General features: G+C 42.7%; 13 protein-coding genes. 10 read left to right on the top strand and 3 right to left on the bottom strand.

What is annotated here, in order from left to right; all coding sequences use genetic code 11:
• Nucleotides 1–64: 64 nt before the first annotated feature.
• The 3 genes from WC222_02595 to WC222_02585 form a co-directional block, all read right to left on the bottom strand.
• Nucleotides 65–1,303: a hypothetical protein gene (locus tag WC222_02595; GenBank protein ID MFA6915259.1), complete on the bottom strand. Its 1,239-nt coding sequence runs from the start codon at nucleotides 1,301–1,303 to the stop codon at nucleotides 65–67.
• 125 nt (nucleotides 1,304–1,428) lie between these two features.
• Complete coding sequence (locus WC222_02590; protein MFA6915258.1) at nucleotides 1,429–2,172, bottom strand: adenylate kinase; 744 nt, start codon at nucleotides 2,170–2,172, stop codon at nucleotides 1,429–1,431.
• A gap of 47 nt (nucleotides 2,173–2,219) precedes the next feature.
• A complete protein-coding gene (locus WC222_02585) occupies nucleotides 2,220–2,504 on the bottom strand; it encodes a hypothetical protein (GenBank protein ID MFA6915257.1) in 285 nt (94 codons plus the stop codon).
• A gap of 140 nt (nucleotides 2,505–2,644) precedes the next feature.
• Between WC222_02585 and WC222_02580 the strand changes: the two genes are divergently transcribed.
• The 10 genes from WC222_02580 to WC222_02535 all read left to right on the top strand — a co-directional run bounded on the left by WC222_02580 (nucleotide 2,645) and on the right by WC222_02535 (nucleotide 15,537).
• On the top strand, nucleotides 2,645–3,313 hold the full coding sequence (locus WC222_02580; GenBank protein MFA6915256.1) for a hypothetical protein: 669 nt from the start codon (nucleotides 2,645–2,647) through the stop codon (nucleotides 3,311–3,313).
• A gap of 21 nt (nucleotides 3,314–3,334) precedes the next feature.
• Nucleotides 3,335–4,075, top strand: coding sequence for a hypothetical protein (locus WC222_02575; protein MFA6915255.1), 741 nt, complete (start codon nucleotides 3,335–3,337; stop codon nucleotides 4,073–4,075).
• Entirely contained in the window at nucleotides 4,062–6,284 is a 2,223-nt protein-coding gene (gene priA, locus WC222_02570) for a primosomal protein N' (protein MFA6915254.1), read from the top strand. The genes WC222_02575 and priA overlap by 14 nt, the downstream gene beginning before the upstream one ends.
• 118 nt (nucleotides 6,285–6,402) lie before the next feature.
• A complete protein-coding gene (locus tag WC222_02565) occupies nucleotides 6,403–7,728 on the top strand; it encodes a hypothetical protein (GenBank protein MFA6915253.1) in 1,326 nt (441 codons plus the stop codon).
• 75 nt (nucleotides 7,729–7,803) lie between these two features.
• Complete coding sequence (gene rimO / locus WC222_02560) at nucleotides 7,804–9,222, top strand: 30S ribosomal protein S12 methylthiotransferase RimO (protein ID MFA6915252.1); 1,419 nt, start codon at nucleotides 7,804–7,806, stop codon at nucleotides 9,220–9,222.
• A gap of 32 nt (nucleotides 9,223–9,254) precedes the next feature.
• A complete protein-coding gene (locus WC222_02555) occupies nucleotides 9,255–9,431 on the top strand; it encodes a hypothetical protein (GenBank protein MFA6915251.1) in 177 nt (58 codons plus the stop codon).
• A gap of 1 nt (nucleotide 9,432) precedes the next feature.
• Nucleotides 9,433–11,052, top strand: coding sequence for a lysine--tRNA ligase (gene lysS, locus WC222_02550; GenBank protein ID MFA6915250.1), 1,620 nt, complete (start codon nucleotides 9,433–9,435; stop codon nucleotides 11,050–11,052).
• A gap of 4 nt (nucleotides 11,053–11,056) precedes the next feature.
• Complete coding sequence (xseA, locus tag WC222_02545) at nucleotides 11,057–12,406, top strand: exodeoxyribonuclease VII large subunit (GenBank protein MFA6915249.1); 1,350 nt, start codon at nucleotides 11,057–11,059, stop codon at nucleotides 12,404–12,406.
• A gap of 169 nt (nucleotides 12,407–12,575) precedes the next feature.
• On the top strand, nucleotides 12,576–14,609 hold the full coding sequence (locus WC222_02540; protein ID MFA6915248.1) for a hypothetical protein: 2,034 nt from the start codon (nucleotides 12,576–12,578) through the stop codon (nucleotides 14,607–14,609).
• Nucleotides 14,610–14,772: 163 nt separating this feature from the next.
• Nucleotides 14,773–15,537: a hypothetical protein gene (locus tag WC222_02535; protein ID MFA6915247.1), complete on the top strand. Its 765-nt coding sequence runs from the start codon at nucleotides 14,773–14,775 to the stop codon at nucleotides 15,535–15,537.
• The last annotated feature ends 260 nt before the right edge of the window (nucleotides 15,538–15,797 follow it).

The raw sequence follows: 15,797 nt of genomic DNA, 5'->3' as shown, positions 1-15,797 counted from the left end.
GCTGGGAAAGCGGCGACAAGTCTCGCCGCACTCCCATCCCATACTAGGACAAGGTTGCTGAGGATTAATATCCGCCTACATCCTCTTGGCTGTTAATGATAGTGCCTTTTCCCTTACGGATTTGTTTGACAATACGTGCGTCCACCCGATCCCTTACAGGAAGAGTAGCGCCGGCGTTAGCCAAAACCACATTCGGAACTTGCGTTGCTGGGATAGGATTTACTGAAGAAGTAAATAAAGGCGCAGCGGCATAAATATTATTTTCTTCTTCTGTAGTGATATCAGAAGCTACTAGTTTCCATTCATCATCTGTAATGTTTTGCCGAATCGGACTTAAGTTATCGTGTAGGTAAAGTTTTGGATTGAAAATAGTATTAGCATCTTCCGGGTTTGCATACAACAAATGGATGGCTTTTGAATTTTGTTTAAATGTATTGGGTTGTTGGAAATAGTTACCAATCAATTGCAGATAGGTTGTCGTATTTTGAAGAGTAAATCTCATCCCGGAGCTTTCATAAGCAAATACATAGTTATTAACGGCCTCCTTAAAGCTGTTATCATAATTGCTGCTTAATTGGGGACCGCGGATGCGAAAATACGCAATTAAATTTTTATGATAGGAGACATTTTTCGCACTGACAAGAGCGCAGTAGGGGTGGGATATTTGTATTCCATTCTCAATATGCAGCTTAGGATTAGCCAATGGCTCAGTAATAAAGCACCATTGCACAGTGACATTCTCACTTAATCCCACAACGGAAACAACTTCGTCAGAGCCCCAAGAAGCGGAGCAATGGTCGATGATCACATAGGTAGAATTGTTTACGGTAATGGCATCTTCAGGAAAGTTCTTACGTTTTTTCTTTTTCCAAGGCCCCTTACCTAAGGCTGCCTGGTCACCGGGTCGTACACGCAGATAACGGATAATCACATCTTGCGTGTCATTAACGATCAACGATCCATCTTTCAGGGTAACGCCTTCCCCCGGCGCGGTGGATCCGTCAATTGTTAAGAACGGGTTTTTAATAACCAAGTTATCCTTTAGGACGATGATCCCTTCTACTTTGAATTGAATTATGCGGGGGTAGTCTTGCGATACTGCCCAGCGCAAACTGCCTTTTTTATCTGTGTCCTCAAGAGTCGTTACATCTAGAATTTTGCCTCCTTTGCCGCCTTGAGTGTATTCGCCAAAACCCTCTGCTTCAGCAAATGCTTTTTCAGTTCGCGGGACGGATATGAATGCTTGGAGGTTCAAGGCGAAGCACGAAAGTAATATCGCCATATAAAGGATTGATTTTCTCATAGAATTCCTCATTGAAGTTTTTAGAACATTTATTGAAGAGGTGCGCCGGGTACAACAGGTCTAAGGACGGCCTGATTTGTACAGATACGTCGAAGATAATGACGTATCTGTACTACTTGACTGCGTCAAGGTCTTATATTTGCATGCTTATTAGAAATAGCATCCAAAAGATTTTTGTAAACGATGTCAGGAGATTGATTTCCGTTCAAAGTTATTAACAGGCCTTTTTTCTTATAGTAGTCCAGAACGGGCGAGGTTTGCGTATGATATACTTTAAGACGCTCTGCAACAATCTCAGGACGGTCATCGTTCCGCTGTGTTAGGGCTTCGCCGTCGATATCGCATTTACCCGGTTCTTTAGGTGGGTTAAAGTAGATGTTATAGACGTGTCCATTTTTACATTGGACTCTTCCGGAAACTCTTTTCACGATAATTTCATCAGGGACATCAAGATTTACTACGGTGACATTTGCTTTACCTGCGAGCTTATTCTCTAAAGATTCCGCCTGTGCAAGAGTGCGCGGAAAGCCGTCTAATAAGTAGCCTTTTTTAGCATCGGGCTGGGCTATGCGGTCGAACAACATATCATATATCAGCTCATCGGGAACATATTTCCCCGCTTCCATATATTGTTTGGCTTGTTTTCCCAGCTCTGTATTGTTGCGTGTGTTTTCACGCAAAATATCTCCCGTAGAAATTTGGGGAATACCTAGTTCTTTACTTAGTTGTATCGCCTGTGTTCCTTTGCCGGATCCAGGCGGTCCCATCAAAATGATGACTTGGGGTTGATTATTTGTCTCTAGTGCTGTCACAGCTGCTCCGCCGAATGTTGTTGCGAAAAGACACATGCTAAATAGTAAATTTTTCATGAATACTTTCCTTTAGGATTGAAGTACTTACATCCTACAGAGTCTATTTATTTTTGCCCAGAGAGAGACGTTAATTGTTTCATTATTTCAGTCATAATTTTTAATTGATGAACGCTCGCTTCTTTAAATTCTTCGTTATCTTCTTCTAGTTTTGACACACGATCGTCTACGTTATCCAACCTGCTTTCGCAATGGGGGCAAAACTCGGGAATCCTGTTTTCCAGCCTTTTAATTCTTTCATCCAGTGCAATACAAAGTTTCCACATCCGGGGGACTGCATCTATAGGCATGGAGACTGTTCCTCCATAAGGGGGCACCATTGGATTAGCCATACTTCCTCCTTTGTGTTTTTTTTTGTATTCAATTTCAAAACTAATTAATTTTCAAGGAGTTCCCTACTAGAGACTCTAATTTTTTTCTTGCATTTTGAATTTATTTTGATAAATTGCAGACAAATCCCCGGACTCCCTAAATGACCCATTTATGTCAAAATACATTGCATCTCGGATACGATTTGCCTGCAGCGCCGCGAGGTTATTGTCTGCTGGGACAGATTATATTTAATGATATTTTGCGCATCCAAAACTGCATCCAATCTTTAGGGCAAACACCGCACGAGTTAAAGCAGGGCCTTTTAGAATTGCTCGATGAAGAGAAAGCTGCTCTCCCCTACCATTCATGGAGCAGTCAGGAAACAGTGCTTAGACGCTTGAAAAGATATCTTCAGCTTGCTTCGCTACAGCATTCATTTTCCGGCGACACTGCCCCCCTTACATCACTAAAACATTATGTCGAGAGTTTAGAAAGACAAATACGAGACATCTATTTCACCAGCCACGAAGAATGTTCAACTAAAGTATGCAAAGAAAAAACTCAAAGGCTGGCGACGACTTCTATTAATATAGCACGGCATTACTCTGCTTGGATTACTTCATTTAATGAAGACGAAAACATCGTTTTATTCCTGATTCAAAAGAAAGACGAAATCGTTCAATGCTTCTCACACGAATTTTTTGAGGAGATGGTCTATGGAGGATTCGGCACTCCCGGAGAAATAGGCGATATGCTCCTTCAGAAATTTAATGCACGCGGCTTTACCAATCTCTTGCCTTCTCTCCGCAATTTACTGGCATCGCTTTAGTTTCTTAAGTATACTGCATCCATGGAAAACTTATTGCAGCATGAGATTGGTCTATTAGCTAAAGACCTGCGTAAATATCTTCTGGAAAATTACCTTCCGGAAGATAAACTACATTTTTCGCCTGAAAATGGCGCATACCTGCGCACATCTTCCCAAGCCAAAGACTCCACCCCCCTCCCCGCACCCCCTGCTGCTGCTCAATCCGTCCCCGCACCTTCGCTGCCGAAAACAACAGCTCCACCTACATATACACCTACGGCTGTAACCCCCAAAAGGAAGCCGCTCCCCTTCACCCAAAATGAAGCTGCACCTGCTTCCCCCAAGGAGGAAAGGCGGGAAATCCGCCTTGCCGCAACACAAGAAAAAACTCATACGTCAGATCATAACGAGATGCTTCAAAACATCCGCACCCTTTTTCCTGATATGCGCGTTGTTGAACCGCCAAAACCCGATCTTGCCCCTATCATCGCCATTTTGAAGCAAGGCGAATCCGGAGCTGAACTGCGCTTCCTTTACCACATTGCAGAAGCAATACAAAGCTGTTTCAACATTCCTTGTAAAGTTATTGCCCGCACTAACAATGCATTTGATCCCGCTATTACCAAGCTGATGATAGCGGCAGAACATCGCCTATCCACCCCTCTGCCGAATATCCCTCTGTTGCCATTGCCTGATTTATCCCTGCATATGCAAAACCCTTCCCTTAAAGCTAGCTTATGGTCAACCATCTGTCAAAACGTCAGAAAATATGTCCATCGCTAGTGTTATCCTTGACAATGCCCTCGACAAGAGGCTCGACTACTCTATACCGGAAAATCTACAAGGAAAAATAACACCCGGCATGCGCATTGAAGTGTCTGTGCGTGGCAGAACTTGCTATGGCACAGTCAGCGAACTTAAAAATGAAAGCTCATTTGGTCATTTAAAACCCATTTTAAGTATTGTCGGCGAAGGCGACTCACTCCCCCCTGACCTTTTCGAGCTTGCCCAATGGATGTCCAACTATTACGCAGCTCCCTTGCGCAATGTCATCCGCTCCCTCCTGCCTGCCAGCGTGCGCAAAGACGCCGGACACCAAGAACAGCTTTTCGTCATGCGTGTTAAAACGCGTGAAGAGATTATAGAAGCCATCCCCGCAATCAGAACAAAAGCCCCTTCCCAAGCTAAAATCCTTGAAACTATCCTTCCCGCTGTTAAAGGAATGTTTCTGTCTGTCCTCTTAGAGAAAGCGGAATCTACCCGCTCTGCCGTGGACGCCCTCGTTAAAAAGGGGTTTCTAGAAATGCAGATGGTACGCATCGACCGCTCCCCTTTGGAAGACGAAGAATATTTCCTCACCCCCCCACGGAAACTCACTCCAGAACAGACGGTAGCGCTGCAAAATATCACCTCCAGCATCGACAAACAGTCTTTCCAAACTCACCTTTTATACGGTGTGACAGGCAGTGGAAAAACGGAAGTCTACCTGCAAGCCATCGAACATACTCTTGCAGTAGGAAAAAGCGCTATCATGATGGTTCCTGAGATTGCGTTGACAATACAGACCATTGAAAGGTTCCGCTGCCGCTTCAACGAAAAAATGGCTATTCTCCACTACCGGTTAAGCGATGGAGAACGGTATGATGCCTGGCAAGATATCCATAAAGGTAAAATCAGTATCGTCATCGGAGCCCGCTCTGTCGTTTTCAGTCCTCTGCCTAACCTTGGATTAATTATTGTCGACGAAGAGCACGAACAATCGTATAAACAGACCGACCAAATGCCCTGTTACAACGCCCGGGACATTGCCGTCATGCGCGGTAAGCTTAGCAATGCCACCGTTGTACTGGGGAGTGCGACACCCAGCTTAGAGACTTATCAAAATGCCATCAAAGGCAAATATGGGCTCTCCAAACTTACCATGCGCCCCGACAATGCTAAATTGCCTTCTGTAACTATTGTGGATATGAAAAGAGAATACGAAAAAGCGCAAGGACCCACTACCTTCTCAGAAAAACTGCTCGATGGCATCAGCCAACGCATGAAAAAAGGCGAGCAAACTATCCTATTCCTCAACCGCCGCGGCTACCATACCATGCAGATGTGCAAAGCGTGCGGTGGGACTATCAAATGCAATGACTGCGACACCTCCCTCACTTTCCACCGCGGCGACAACTGCCTAAGCTGCCATCTATGCGGGTTTACATTATCCCCGCCCCCACGCCAATGCCCTGCATGTAAAAGCGAGGACACCTTGAAATTCCGCGGCGTCGGCACCGAACTTGTAGAACGCTCGCTGCAGGCTATTTTCCCCGAGGTCCGCACCCTGCGTATCGACGCAGATACAACCAAACATAAAGGCAGCCATCAGAAACTCTTACGCGACTTCGGCACCGGCAAAGCCGATGTACTCGTAGGGACGCAGATGATTGCCAAAGGGCTCCATTTCCCTGAAGTCACCCTTGTAGGTGTCCTCAACTGTGATAGCAGCCTGAATATCCCTGACTTCCGGTCTTCCGAGCACACCTTCCAGCTCTTATCCCAAGTAGCAGGGCGTGCAGGCAGGGGCGTCGCCCTTGGTGAAGTGATCATCCAAACCTGCGTGCCTGAGAATTCCGTCATTCAACATGCCGCGCGGCAAGATTTCGAAAGTTTCTTTGCGGAAGAACTCTCCACGCGTGAGATCTTTGGCTATCCTCCTTTTACCCAGCTTGCAAAAATCGCTTTTAGCGGAAAAGATGCCCAGGCTGTAAGCCATATCGCAGAAGTGTTTAGGGCCGGCGTAGAACGAAAGCTCCCTCAAACTTATTTGGTGATGGCACTATTACCGGCAGGACATTCCAAAGTTAAAGGGAATTTTAAGTATCAATTCCTGATTCGCGGACCTGCTGTTTATCCTATGGTACAAGCTTATCTATCAGAAGAACAAAGGCACAAAAGCAAGAACGTTAAAATATCCATTGATGTGAATCCATACTCTACATTTTTCTAATTTTGTAATATTTCACAATTTCTAAATTCGATTAATAACTATCCATTATAAAAAATATTGAAAAAAATACAAAGCAACTGTTACTATTAGTAAAATTTTTTTATTACAGGATAATTTTATGCCTTCTATTTCTTGTCTACCACTCTCTACAATACAGTATATCCATGCGAAAACGTATTACCTTCAAGTAAATCTTTCTAAGCTTTTCCAATTTGTAAAAGACAAGTTCTTTAATTTTTTCTATTCTATCCACGGCAGCTATACAGCAGCCTTCCTTCTATGCAAAGAAATCAACTCGGAAACTCTTCAGTATACGGCTCGCATTATTGATTATGCTCCTTCTTTCTTACGGAATAAACTCAGCCTGCGTATTTTAGATAAGTTGAAGAACGCACAGGATTCTAGCGACTTTTACCAGACAAATAAAGTAGCTATAAATTCTATTTACCCTCACATCAAAGCGGCGGCCGCCCAAGACCCTTCAAGAGAAGAAGCATTGCAGAGGATAAATGCATTAGCATATGACGAACGGGTAACAAATCAGATTGCAGACTTACAAACAAAACCCGAGCTAAACCACCTGAATAACCACCTCACATTGGTACCTAGAGATATTATAGGCGCGGTATTAGAAAGCTTGCCTGATCAAGCTTTCCAACAGATCGAATTTTCAGACTACCAATTATCCCGTTTGCCAGCCCAAGCGCTGGCGGTTGCTTTCAGTAGAAAACTAAATACCTCGTTCTCTACAGATTTTATTTACAATAAAATTTCGCTCGCATTGACATCACTTATCGATTTTTCGGATTTCAAAACGACCTTAAACCCGTGCTTGGAAACTATTAAGGATGACACCTATAAAATGTGGGCCCTCTATCAATACCTATATCTGGAAGATGTATCCGAAGAACCCTCTGACTTTTACTCCAGCTCGGTCCGTGACTGCTTTAATGACTATTGTTCAGATAATGCATCCAAGAGCCCAGCGTGTCAGTTATTCGCTGAGCTCTTCAAATATGAAAACAGCGATAAAAATACTAAGGATGTTGAATCGCTTTTTCTGGAAACTTCGAACGCATTTAAAGATCATGAAATTCCCCTAAATTCTATCAAAATGTGGTCAGATATGGATATTTTGCTATGTCTAACAGAGGACCGATATACAAGCGCACTTCAGCACTGCCTCTTAGATGAGCAACACGACCTAGAAATAGATCTAGAAGAGGTAAAGAATAAACCTATAAACGATAAACAAAAGGTTTGGGATAAAAGCGACCTCCAAGACAATTATCAACTTTTGCTTTCCTTAAGAAAATTAGATAAACCCGTAAGAGATCGAGTACAAAATCATCTCCAATATATTGTTACACTTTATAACGCCTCAGCAGAGAAATACGGGCTTCCTCTAAAGAACACTTCAGTTATTCCTTTAGGAAGCCAATAGTATTTTGAAGCGTAAACCATTGAAAGTTTTTAGAGATCGGGGTATACTATCCCCATTAATTTATGGATAAGTAAAATGCTGCCAGTAATCAAAGAGAAAAATAATCTACCTCAACCTGAACAAGAAACTGCATTGCCGCCAGATGGCAAGCTAAAATGGATAGAGCCTGGAAATAAAATTCATTTTATCAGCTTAGGCTGCCCACGTAACCTTGTCGACAGTGAAGTTATGTTAGGCATCCTCTTGCGTGCTGGCTACGAAGCTACTGAAGTACTGGCTGAAGCCGACTATATCGTTATCAACACATGCGGTTTTCTTGAAGCTTCGCGTAACGAGTCTTCTCAAACAATCAAAATGACATTGGATGAGCGCAAAGAATCCGCAAAACTCATCGTTACCGGCTGCATGGTCCAAACTCACCATCCTGAATTGAAAGACCGCTTTCCTACTGTAGACTATTACCTTGGTTCCGGCGATGTGGAAAAAATTCTGGAAGCTGTACGCTCCACAGAAAAAGGCATGCAGATTACTTCCGCCCGCAGTTATATCGAAGCAGGTGAAGTTCCCCGCCAACTTTCCACACCTAAGCATTTTGCCTACCTTAAAATAGCCGAAGGCTGCCGCAAAAAATGCTCTTACTGCATCATCCCTAATATTAAGGGCCCTCTAAAGAGCAAGAGCAAAGAACAGATCAAAAAAGAATTTGAACTTTTACTCAATCAGGGCGTCCAAGAAATCATCCTCATTGCGCAAGATCTAGGCGACTACGGTAAAGACCACGGCTATAAACGCGCCGACGGTCTCGTTGACCTGCTTAAAGATCTACTAAAAAATGAAAATGACTACTGGATCAGACTTCTCTACCTCTATCCGGATGAAATCACCGACGAGCTTATCGAATTGATGAAGAACGACAAACGCATCTGCCGTTATGTTGACATCCCTATCCAGCACGTCAACGACCGCGTACTCAAAAAGATGCGTCGCACTACTTCACGTGAACAAATCCTATCTGTCATCGAGAAGCTGCGTAAAGAAATTCCTGACATTATCATCCGCACAAGCCTCATCGTCGGCTTCCCTGGCGAGTCCGAAGAAGAATTTAAAGAACTGGGCACCTTCCTAGAAAAATACCAGTTAGACAATGTCGGTATCTTCAAGTACTCCCGTGAAAAAGGCTCCCATGCCGACACACTGGAAGACCACCATCCCGAAAATGTGAAAAATCGCCGTTATCATGCGTTGATGAAAACACAGAAGAAGACTTTGAAAAAAGTCCTCGCTAAGATGGTAGGTAAAACAGTTCCTGTCGTCGTCGAAGGCTACCATCCTGAATCCAAAATGTTGATGGTTGGGCGCCACTACGGCCAATGTCCCGACATCGATGGCCAGGTTATCATCAACGACGGCAGAAAGGTCGATGCCTTCGGCAAAAGATATAAAGTTAAAATTACTGGACATACTGATTACGACCTAATTGGAAGTGTGGTATAAGAATTTTCGGAATACTTTCCGGAGATATCGACATGGCACAACAGAAACAATCCTTTTTTAGAGCGACCGGCCAAACCAAAGTTTTTGTCATTAATTGGGCGATTTATATGTTTTTAATCATCGCTACAACCATTTACGCTTATGCCAGGTTGGACTTTGTCCGCTCCGGACCTCCAACGGAACAAGCGTCCGCAACCCCTAAGGAATAGAATGTCTTCCCCTACACACACAACATCATCAAATACTCCTGAATATTTAACTCATGAAGAGTACCAAAACCGCAGCAGAAAACTCGCTGAACTGCGCAGCCTAGGGATCGAGCCCTACCCCAATCAATTCAATCCTACCCTCACGCTCGAAGAAGTCCGCAAGCAATACGAATCACAGCCGCTCGGGCACAGCGAAGAAGCTGCCGCCGGCACCACGCCTACAGTAAAGATCGCAGGAAGGTTGATCCTATTTCGCTCTATGGGGAAAAATGCCTTCGCCCATATCCAAGATGACCACACACGCATCCAGATCATGTTCAACAATGAACATACACATCTCGAAGGATATACACCCCAGACCGCACCTGACGGACAAAATGTCGTCTCCGCCTACAAAGTCATCGAGAAGAAAATTGACCTTGGCGATATCATCGGCATCGAAGGCAACCTCTTCTTCACCAATAAAGGCGAACTCACCCTCTACGCAAAAAAAGTCACCCTCCTCTGCAAAACCCTCCTTCCTCTTGCCGATAAACACTCCGGCTTGACCGATAAAGAGCTGCGCTACCGCAAACGCTGGTTAGACCTCATCACAAATCCTGAAATTCACCAAGTTTTCCGCGTTCGCAGCCAGATCCTTTCGCTTATCCGCCAATACATGTCGGACCAACGTTTCATGGAAGTGGAAACACCGGTGTTGCAAAGCACCTACGGCGGCGCGGAAGCTCGTCCTTTTACGACTAAGCTTAATGCCCTCAACCAAGAAATGTTCCTACGTATCTCCTTGGAAATCCCCCTAAAAAAACTCCTTATCGGCGGCATCGAACGTGTTTTCGAAATGGGTAAAGTTTTCCGTAATGAAGGCATAGACCGCAGCCACAACCCTGAATTCACCCTATTGGAAGCTTATGCAGCCTATTGGGATTACAATGACATGATGGCATTTGTTGAAAACCTTTATCAAATGCTCGCTTTGAAGCTTTTTGGTACAACAGAACTGCAAGTGCCCCTTCCCGGTAAAGACGAATTTGTGACTATTGATGTCAAAGCACCTTGGAAGAGAATGTCGATGAAGGAAAGCCTGCGCCATTATGCTCAACTGGATGTAGATTCCCTATCTGATGAAGCATTGCACCGCCTCCTTGCCGATAGCGGTGAAATTGATCCGAAGAAAATCAACAGCCTCTCACGCGGTCTGATGATTGCTGCTCTGTTTGAGATCCATGTCGAAAAACACCTCATCCAGCCTCACCACATCACCGATCACCCTATCGAGACAACGCCGCTCTGCAAACTTCACCGCGACCCTGAACAGCGTATGCAAGGTATCGTTGAGCGTTTCGAAAGCTTTATCCTCTGTGGAGAAGCCTGCAACTCCTACACCGAATTAAATGATCCGGAATTGCAGCGCAGCCTCTTCGACGAACAAACACGCAGACGTGATAAAGGCGATGAAGAAGCAGCTCCTTCTGACGAAGAGTTTCTAGAAGCTATCTGCCAAGGTATGCCGCCCGCCGGTGGTGTAGGAATTGGTATCGACCGCCTCGTCATGCTTTTCACACAAGCACACTCTATCCGTGATGTCCTCTTCTTCCCTTGGATGAAACCTCAAACGGAATAGTGGTATGGCTAATACCCTGGATGTATCCTCCGCATTGACTGTCTCGGCTTTATCGGCTGCGATAAAAAACAATTTGGAGGGTGCGTTTTCACAAGTTGTGCTCCAGGGAGAAGTTAGCAATTGCAAACTGCAGCAATCGGGCCATTGGTACCTTACATTAAAAGACTCCCAAGCCCAGATTGCTGCGGTCATGTTCCGCGGCGAGGCTTCGTCGCTTTCTTTCGAGCCAAAAAATGGTGACAAAGTTCTTATTGAAGGCTCCCTCAATGTGTATCCCGCCGGAGGACGCTACCAAATCGTCATTCGCAAAATGCAGAAAGAAGGTCTGGGGGATCTTTTACTTAAATTAGAAGCCCTCAAAAAGAAGGTCCACCAACTCGGCTGGTTTCGCAAAGAACATAAGAAAAAGCTCCCTTTCCTTCCCCATACCATCGGCATCATCACCAGTCCCACCGGCGCTGCGATCCAAGATATCCTCAATATCCTTAACCGGCGCGGGGCAAACTTCCACGTTATACTCAATCCAGTAAAAGTCCAGGGCGACGGCGCCGCAGAAGAAATTGCACGCGCTATCCGTTTTTTCAATGATAAACTTCCTGTCGATGTCATGATCGTCGGTCGCGGCGGAGGCAGTTTTGAAGACTTATGGTGCTTCAACGAAGAAATTGTGGCGGAAGCGATATTCCTCAGCCGTATTCCCATCATCTGTGCCGTCGGACATGAAACAGACCATACCATTGCAGAATATGTTGCCGATGTGCGCGCCCCCACACCCTCGGCATGTGCTGAAATAGTCATGGCTGAACAACTGGAACTGCAGAAACATCTAGATCAACTGAAACGCCAGTGCTGTCAGGCCTTGCTGCATCACCTGCGTAAACATAAACAAGAACTCAGCGGGATTCTGCGCCATCCCCTCTTCATGACTCCATATTACCTTTTAGGACGTTGGATGCAAAAAATTGACGATATCCGTCAACAAAGTGATCGGCTTCTGCCTACGAAAATGAACCAATGGAAAGTCAAACTTAGTCATGCAGCCAAGCTCCTGCAGTCACTAGACCCGCGCAAAAAACTGCAACAGCGCAGGCAACAACTCCTTAGCTGGCAGCAAGCCCTCGACCGCGCAGCACAAACTACTCTCACCCTCCAAGCACAAAAGTTGCAGGGGTTAAGCCAAACGTTACAGGCTTTAGATCCGCGTGTACTTTTAAGCAAGGGTTTCAGTGTGCTTTTCAATGAAAAGGACGGCTCTCTTATAACAGACGCTTCGCAAATGAAACCCGGAGATAAATTTAACGCTCGTCTTGCCAAAGGCACTCTTGAAGCTACCATCGATAAAATCACACCTTAATTTTCCACCTTCGGATCATACTACTACAAACGCAATCTAATCTCGATATTACTATTTACTTTATGCAATAAACAGTTATTTCATAATAACAATCAATACAAATCATTGACTAAAATTAAAATTAAGTGTACAATATATTTTATTAAATTTTTTTTATTTAGGAATACTGATGACATCACCTGGCATTTTAGCTTCCCACCCATTTAATACCAGTTCCTATTGGGAGGCGGAGAAATTCAAAAGTTCAGATAGATTCTTTGAAAGAGAAAGCTTCGTTAAACCCTTTGCCAAAGTCGTTTTAGCCACCAGTCTGACAGCCGCTGCCATCGGCGTATATTACGTTTCTGCTGTTCCTATTGCCGCTGCCTCCCTTACCTTTATATTTGGTGCTGCTCTTTACATGAAGGACGAGTTTCCGAATGACACACAACATAACGTAAAAATTGAAAAAGATAGTCTCTCCTCAAATATATTAAATCTTGACCTGATTACTAAACATGGTGAACCCTTAGTCCAATATCATTTAAATCTTTGCAATACTCTTATTTCTTTTGTGAAGTTTAATATATGTTTCCACGTCTTATCCGAAAAATCGCAGCAAGAGGTATCCGCTAAGTTTGTTTCAATGGCAAAGAACGCAGCTTACAATGACATCTCCACTACTATCGGAGAGCTAACTAACACATTGAGGATATCAAAAGAAGGTGTAGAAAGCATATTAGCAGAACAGTTAAAAAAATGTTCTGTCTATGAATATCAGCAGCTTTCCGCACGTTCCCGCGTTAAAGACTTAAACCATCCAACAAAAGAGATTGTAAAAAAACTCATTGCTGCAGATGTTTTGGAGATGAGAGATTATAAAGCAGCTCTTGAATGTAACCTCAGTGCAAAAAATATAGCTGATGTTTTCAACGCTCGCAAAGACTTTTCACAACTCAAACACTTTATGATTCATGGAAACCTTAATGATGACTTTAAAACAGAGTTATTAGAACACATTGATAAGGCAATAATGAAGGCATCCTTTCTAAAGGACGCTAAGAAATATATCGATAGAACCAATAGTCTTATTAAACCGGAATTCTATCGCGCAAACCATATAAATGATTCCTTGGACTATCTAATCACCTGGGGCTTGTTTACAGCAGATGAACCTTTGTTTAAGTTTTGGGTCGCAAGTGAAGCCAAATCGATAATGAAAACTCCTTCTCTTTCTCCCAAAAGCTTGGAAGCTCGTACTAATATCCAGAACAATCCTTGGTGGAATACCCATTTCAAAGAGTACGAATACTTGTTTACCTTTTCTCCTGTGGATAAAAGCTCAACAAACCCTGCCCTCAACGCTCTTATTGAAGCCAAACTTCGTGTTGATATGGAATACCAGGCACATTATGAAGAAGTAAGTAATAAAGTCTTCATTAACGCCAAAGCCCCCACGCAAGCTGAAAGAAACTCTGTAAGAATGTTAGAAAAACAAATTAAGGATAAAAAAGGATTACTTCATCTTTGCAATCAAGTAAAAGACAAGGTGGATAATGCTCTTCGCGCTCTTGGAGGGCCTTATATTCCAAAAATAGTTACCGAATTAAAATCTACACTATTTTACATTCAAGTTGCTATGGAAACACTTTTTGGTAAAAACGGTGTTCATCACAACCAATATCTAATTAATCAAAGTAAAGTATATGCACCTGTAATACCCACTTCATTTATCCACGATCAGAATGATTATTTTAAAGGCCTACATCTGGCGCTCATCTCAAAACTTGAGACTCTTAATAAAGAGATAAAGGTTTTAGAAGAGGAGCTTACACCAAAATCTAAGGCTGTTAAGGCACAACAATCTACCTATGATGAAGAGTTCAGAAAAGCTTCAATAGAACGAACAATTGAAGATGTACAGCTTCAAGATTTGGCAGTAAAGCTTAGAAACGCACGTGAGGCAGTTGAGAACTACGTTAGAGATGAAAAATCCAAGTTAGAAAAAGTTATCGAAGATATGATCAATGAGTTCTTTACATTAGAAAAAGTTATCGAAGATATGACCACTGCGGTCTTTGCAGAGTTCCAACATTCTACCATTTATGAAGAGTTGGAAGAGGTTTCAAAAGAAAAAAACGACACGCTTGACGAGGCGAAAAAAATGTCTAATCAGGTAAAGCAGTTGATAACTACGTTAAATCAGGAATTTCCAAGTAAGTAATAGTTATCGAAGATATGACCACTACCTTTACAAACGAGAGACAGGGCTAACACATTCCTTATCAAAGATAGGTCGTCAAAATCAACGATCTTTCTTCTTCCAAGTAGAATGTTTTAAAGATAATCAAATAAATGAATAAATATAATTTCAAAAGGTCTTTTTAATGAGTTATGCAGCTATTTTAAATCTTAAGCCTTTTAATGATCCGACTTATTGGACAAATAAAATATTAGAAAAAGAAAGTTTTATTAGACCTTTTGCAAAAGTTATTTTAGCCACCAGTTTTACAGCAGTAGCCATCAGCGTTTATTATGTTTCTGCTGTTCCGCTAACAGCTGCGACCCTCACATTTCTGTTCGGTGTAGCTCTCTATAATAAATCCCGTTCTAATGCGCTAAATCAAATTCAAATTGCCAAAGATGATCTTTCTCAAAATTTCTCCCTTTCATTGTATAAGCTTCATGGCCTCCCCTTCTTACAGTACCATTTAAAGAATGTTACATTAGACCAGCTCATTTCAAAATTTAACGGCATTGTTCAAGAGCTTACTGAGGCACAGAAAAATATAGTCACAGCCCAATACTATTTCCTATTAAGAACTCACACTTTTGACGACGCTAAAAGCTATCTAACCAGAAATCATTATGAAACTTTTTTAATGGACGATGATTCAAAGTTTGCTATTTTCAAACATTTCATCACTAAAGCAAGCACTGAACGATACGAAGAAATTGTAGGTCATTTTAATAGCAATAACCTATTTCCCTCCAACTTCTCTCAGGATATCATTGAAAAATTGAATGATAAAATGTACATGCTTGCCTGCTGTAATTATATGAAATCATCAAAAAATCTAGAGGATGTCCTTGAAAAATTGCCTCCAGTATTAAAGCAGTTAGATGAACTTAATATTTCTGGAAGGATATAGGCATTCAAGAAGAGAGTACTTAATACTACCGATTGATTATTGAAAAAACCAGCGTCCGAATGATTCTATTCTGCGATATTTAAAAAGAATTATTTTCGAGGGGCGTCATTTTTATGTAAAATTGATTGTTCCCGGATATACTCATCATAAAAATAGCAATTTTAACCATCAAATGGAATTTCGAAAGAAGTCTATTGCTCCCTCATTAAATTTTCATCGCTCTACAGTAGTCCAAAATTGCTTGAAATTGGCAAATCAGT

The organism is Parachlamydiales bacterium (assembly GCA_041671045.1).
Classification (GTDB): domain Bacteria; phylum Chlamydiota; class Chlamydiia; order Chlamydiales; family JABDDJ01; genus JABDDJ01.
Note: the sequence above shows the minus strand (reverse complement) of the source record. Positions and strands in the feature narration are given on the sequence as shown.

Excerpts from the sequence above, each read along its gene's own strand:
- WC222_02595 (MFA6915259.1), bottom strand. The coding sequence starts at position 1,303 with ATGAGAAAATCAATCCTTTATATGGCGATATTACTTTCGTGCTTCGCC.
- WC222_02590 (MFA6915258.1), bottom strand. The coding sequence starts at position 2,172 with ATGAAAAATTTACTATTTAGCATGTGTCTTTTCGCAACAACATTCGGC.
- WC222_02585 (MFA6915257.1), bottom strand. The coding sequence starts at position 2,504 with ATGGCTAATCCAATGGTGCCCCCTTATGGAGGAACAGTCTCCATGCCT.
- WC222_02580 (MFA6915256.1), top strand. The coding sequence starts at position 2,645 with ATGACCCATTTATGTCAAAATACATTGCATCTCGGATACGATTTGCCT.
- WC222_02575 (MFA6915255.1), top strand. The coding sequence starts at position 3,335 with ATGGAAAACTTATTGCAGCATGAGATTGGTCTATTAGCTAAAGACCTG.
- priA (MFA6915254.1), top strand. The coding sequence starts at position 4,062 with ATGTCCATCGCTAGTGTTATCCTTGACAATGCCCTCGACAAGAGGCTC.
- WC222_02565 (MFA6915253.1), top strand. The coding sequence starts at position 6,403 with ATGCCTTCTATTTCTTGTCTACCACTCTCTACAATACAGTATATCCAT.
- rimO (MFA6915252.1), top strand. The coding sequence starts at position 7,804 with ATGCTGCCAGTAATCAAAGAGAAAAATAATCTACCTCAACCTGAACAA.
- WC222_02555 (MFA6915251.1), top strand. The coding sequence starts at position 9,255 with ATGGCACAACAGAAACAATCCTTTTTTAGAGCGACCGGCCAAACCAAA.
- lysS (MFA6915250.1), top strand. The coding sequence starts at position 9,433 with ATGTCTTCCCCTACACACACAACATCATCAAATACTCCTGAATATTTA.
- xseA (MFA6915249.1), top strand. The coding sequence starts at position 11,057 with ATGGCTAATACCCTGGATGTATCCTCCGCATTGACTGTCTCGGCTTTA.
- WC222_02540 (MFA6915248.1), top strand. The coding sequence starts at position 12,576 with ATGACATCACCTGGCATTTTAGCTTCCCACCCATTTAATACCAGTTCC.
- WC222_02535 (MFA6915247.1), top strand. The coding sequence starts at position 14,773 with ATGAGTTATGCAGCTATTTTAAATCTTAAGCCTTTTAATGATCCGACT.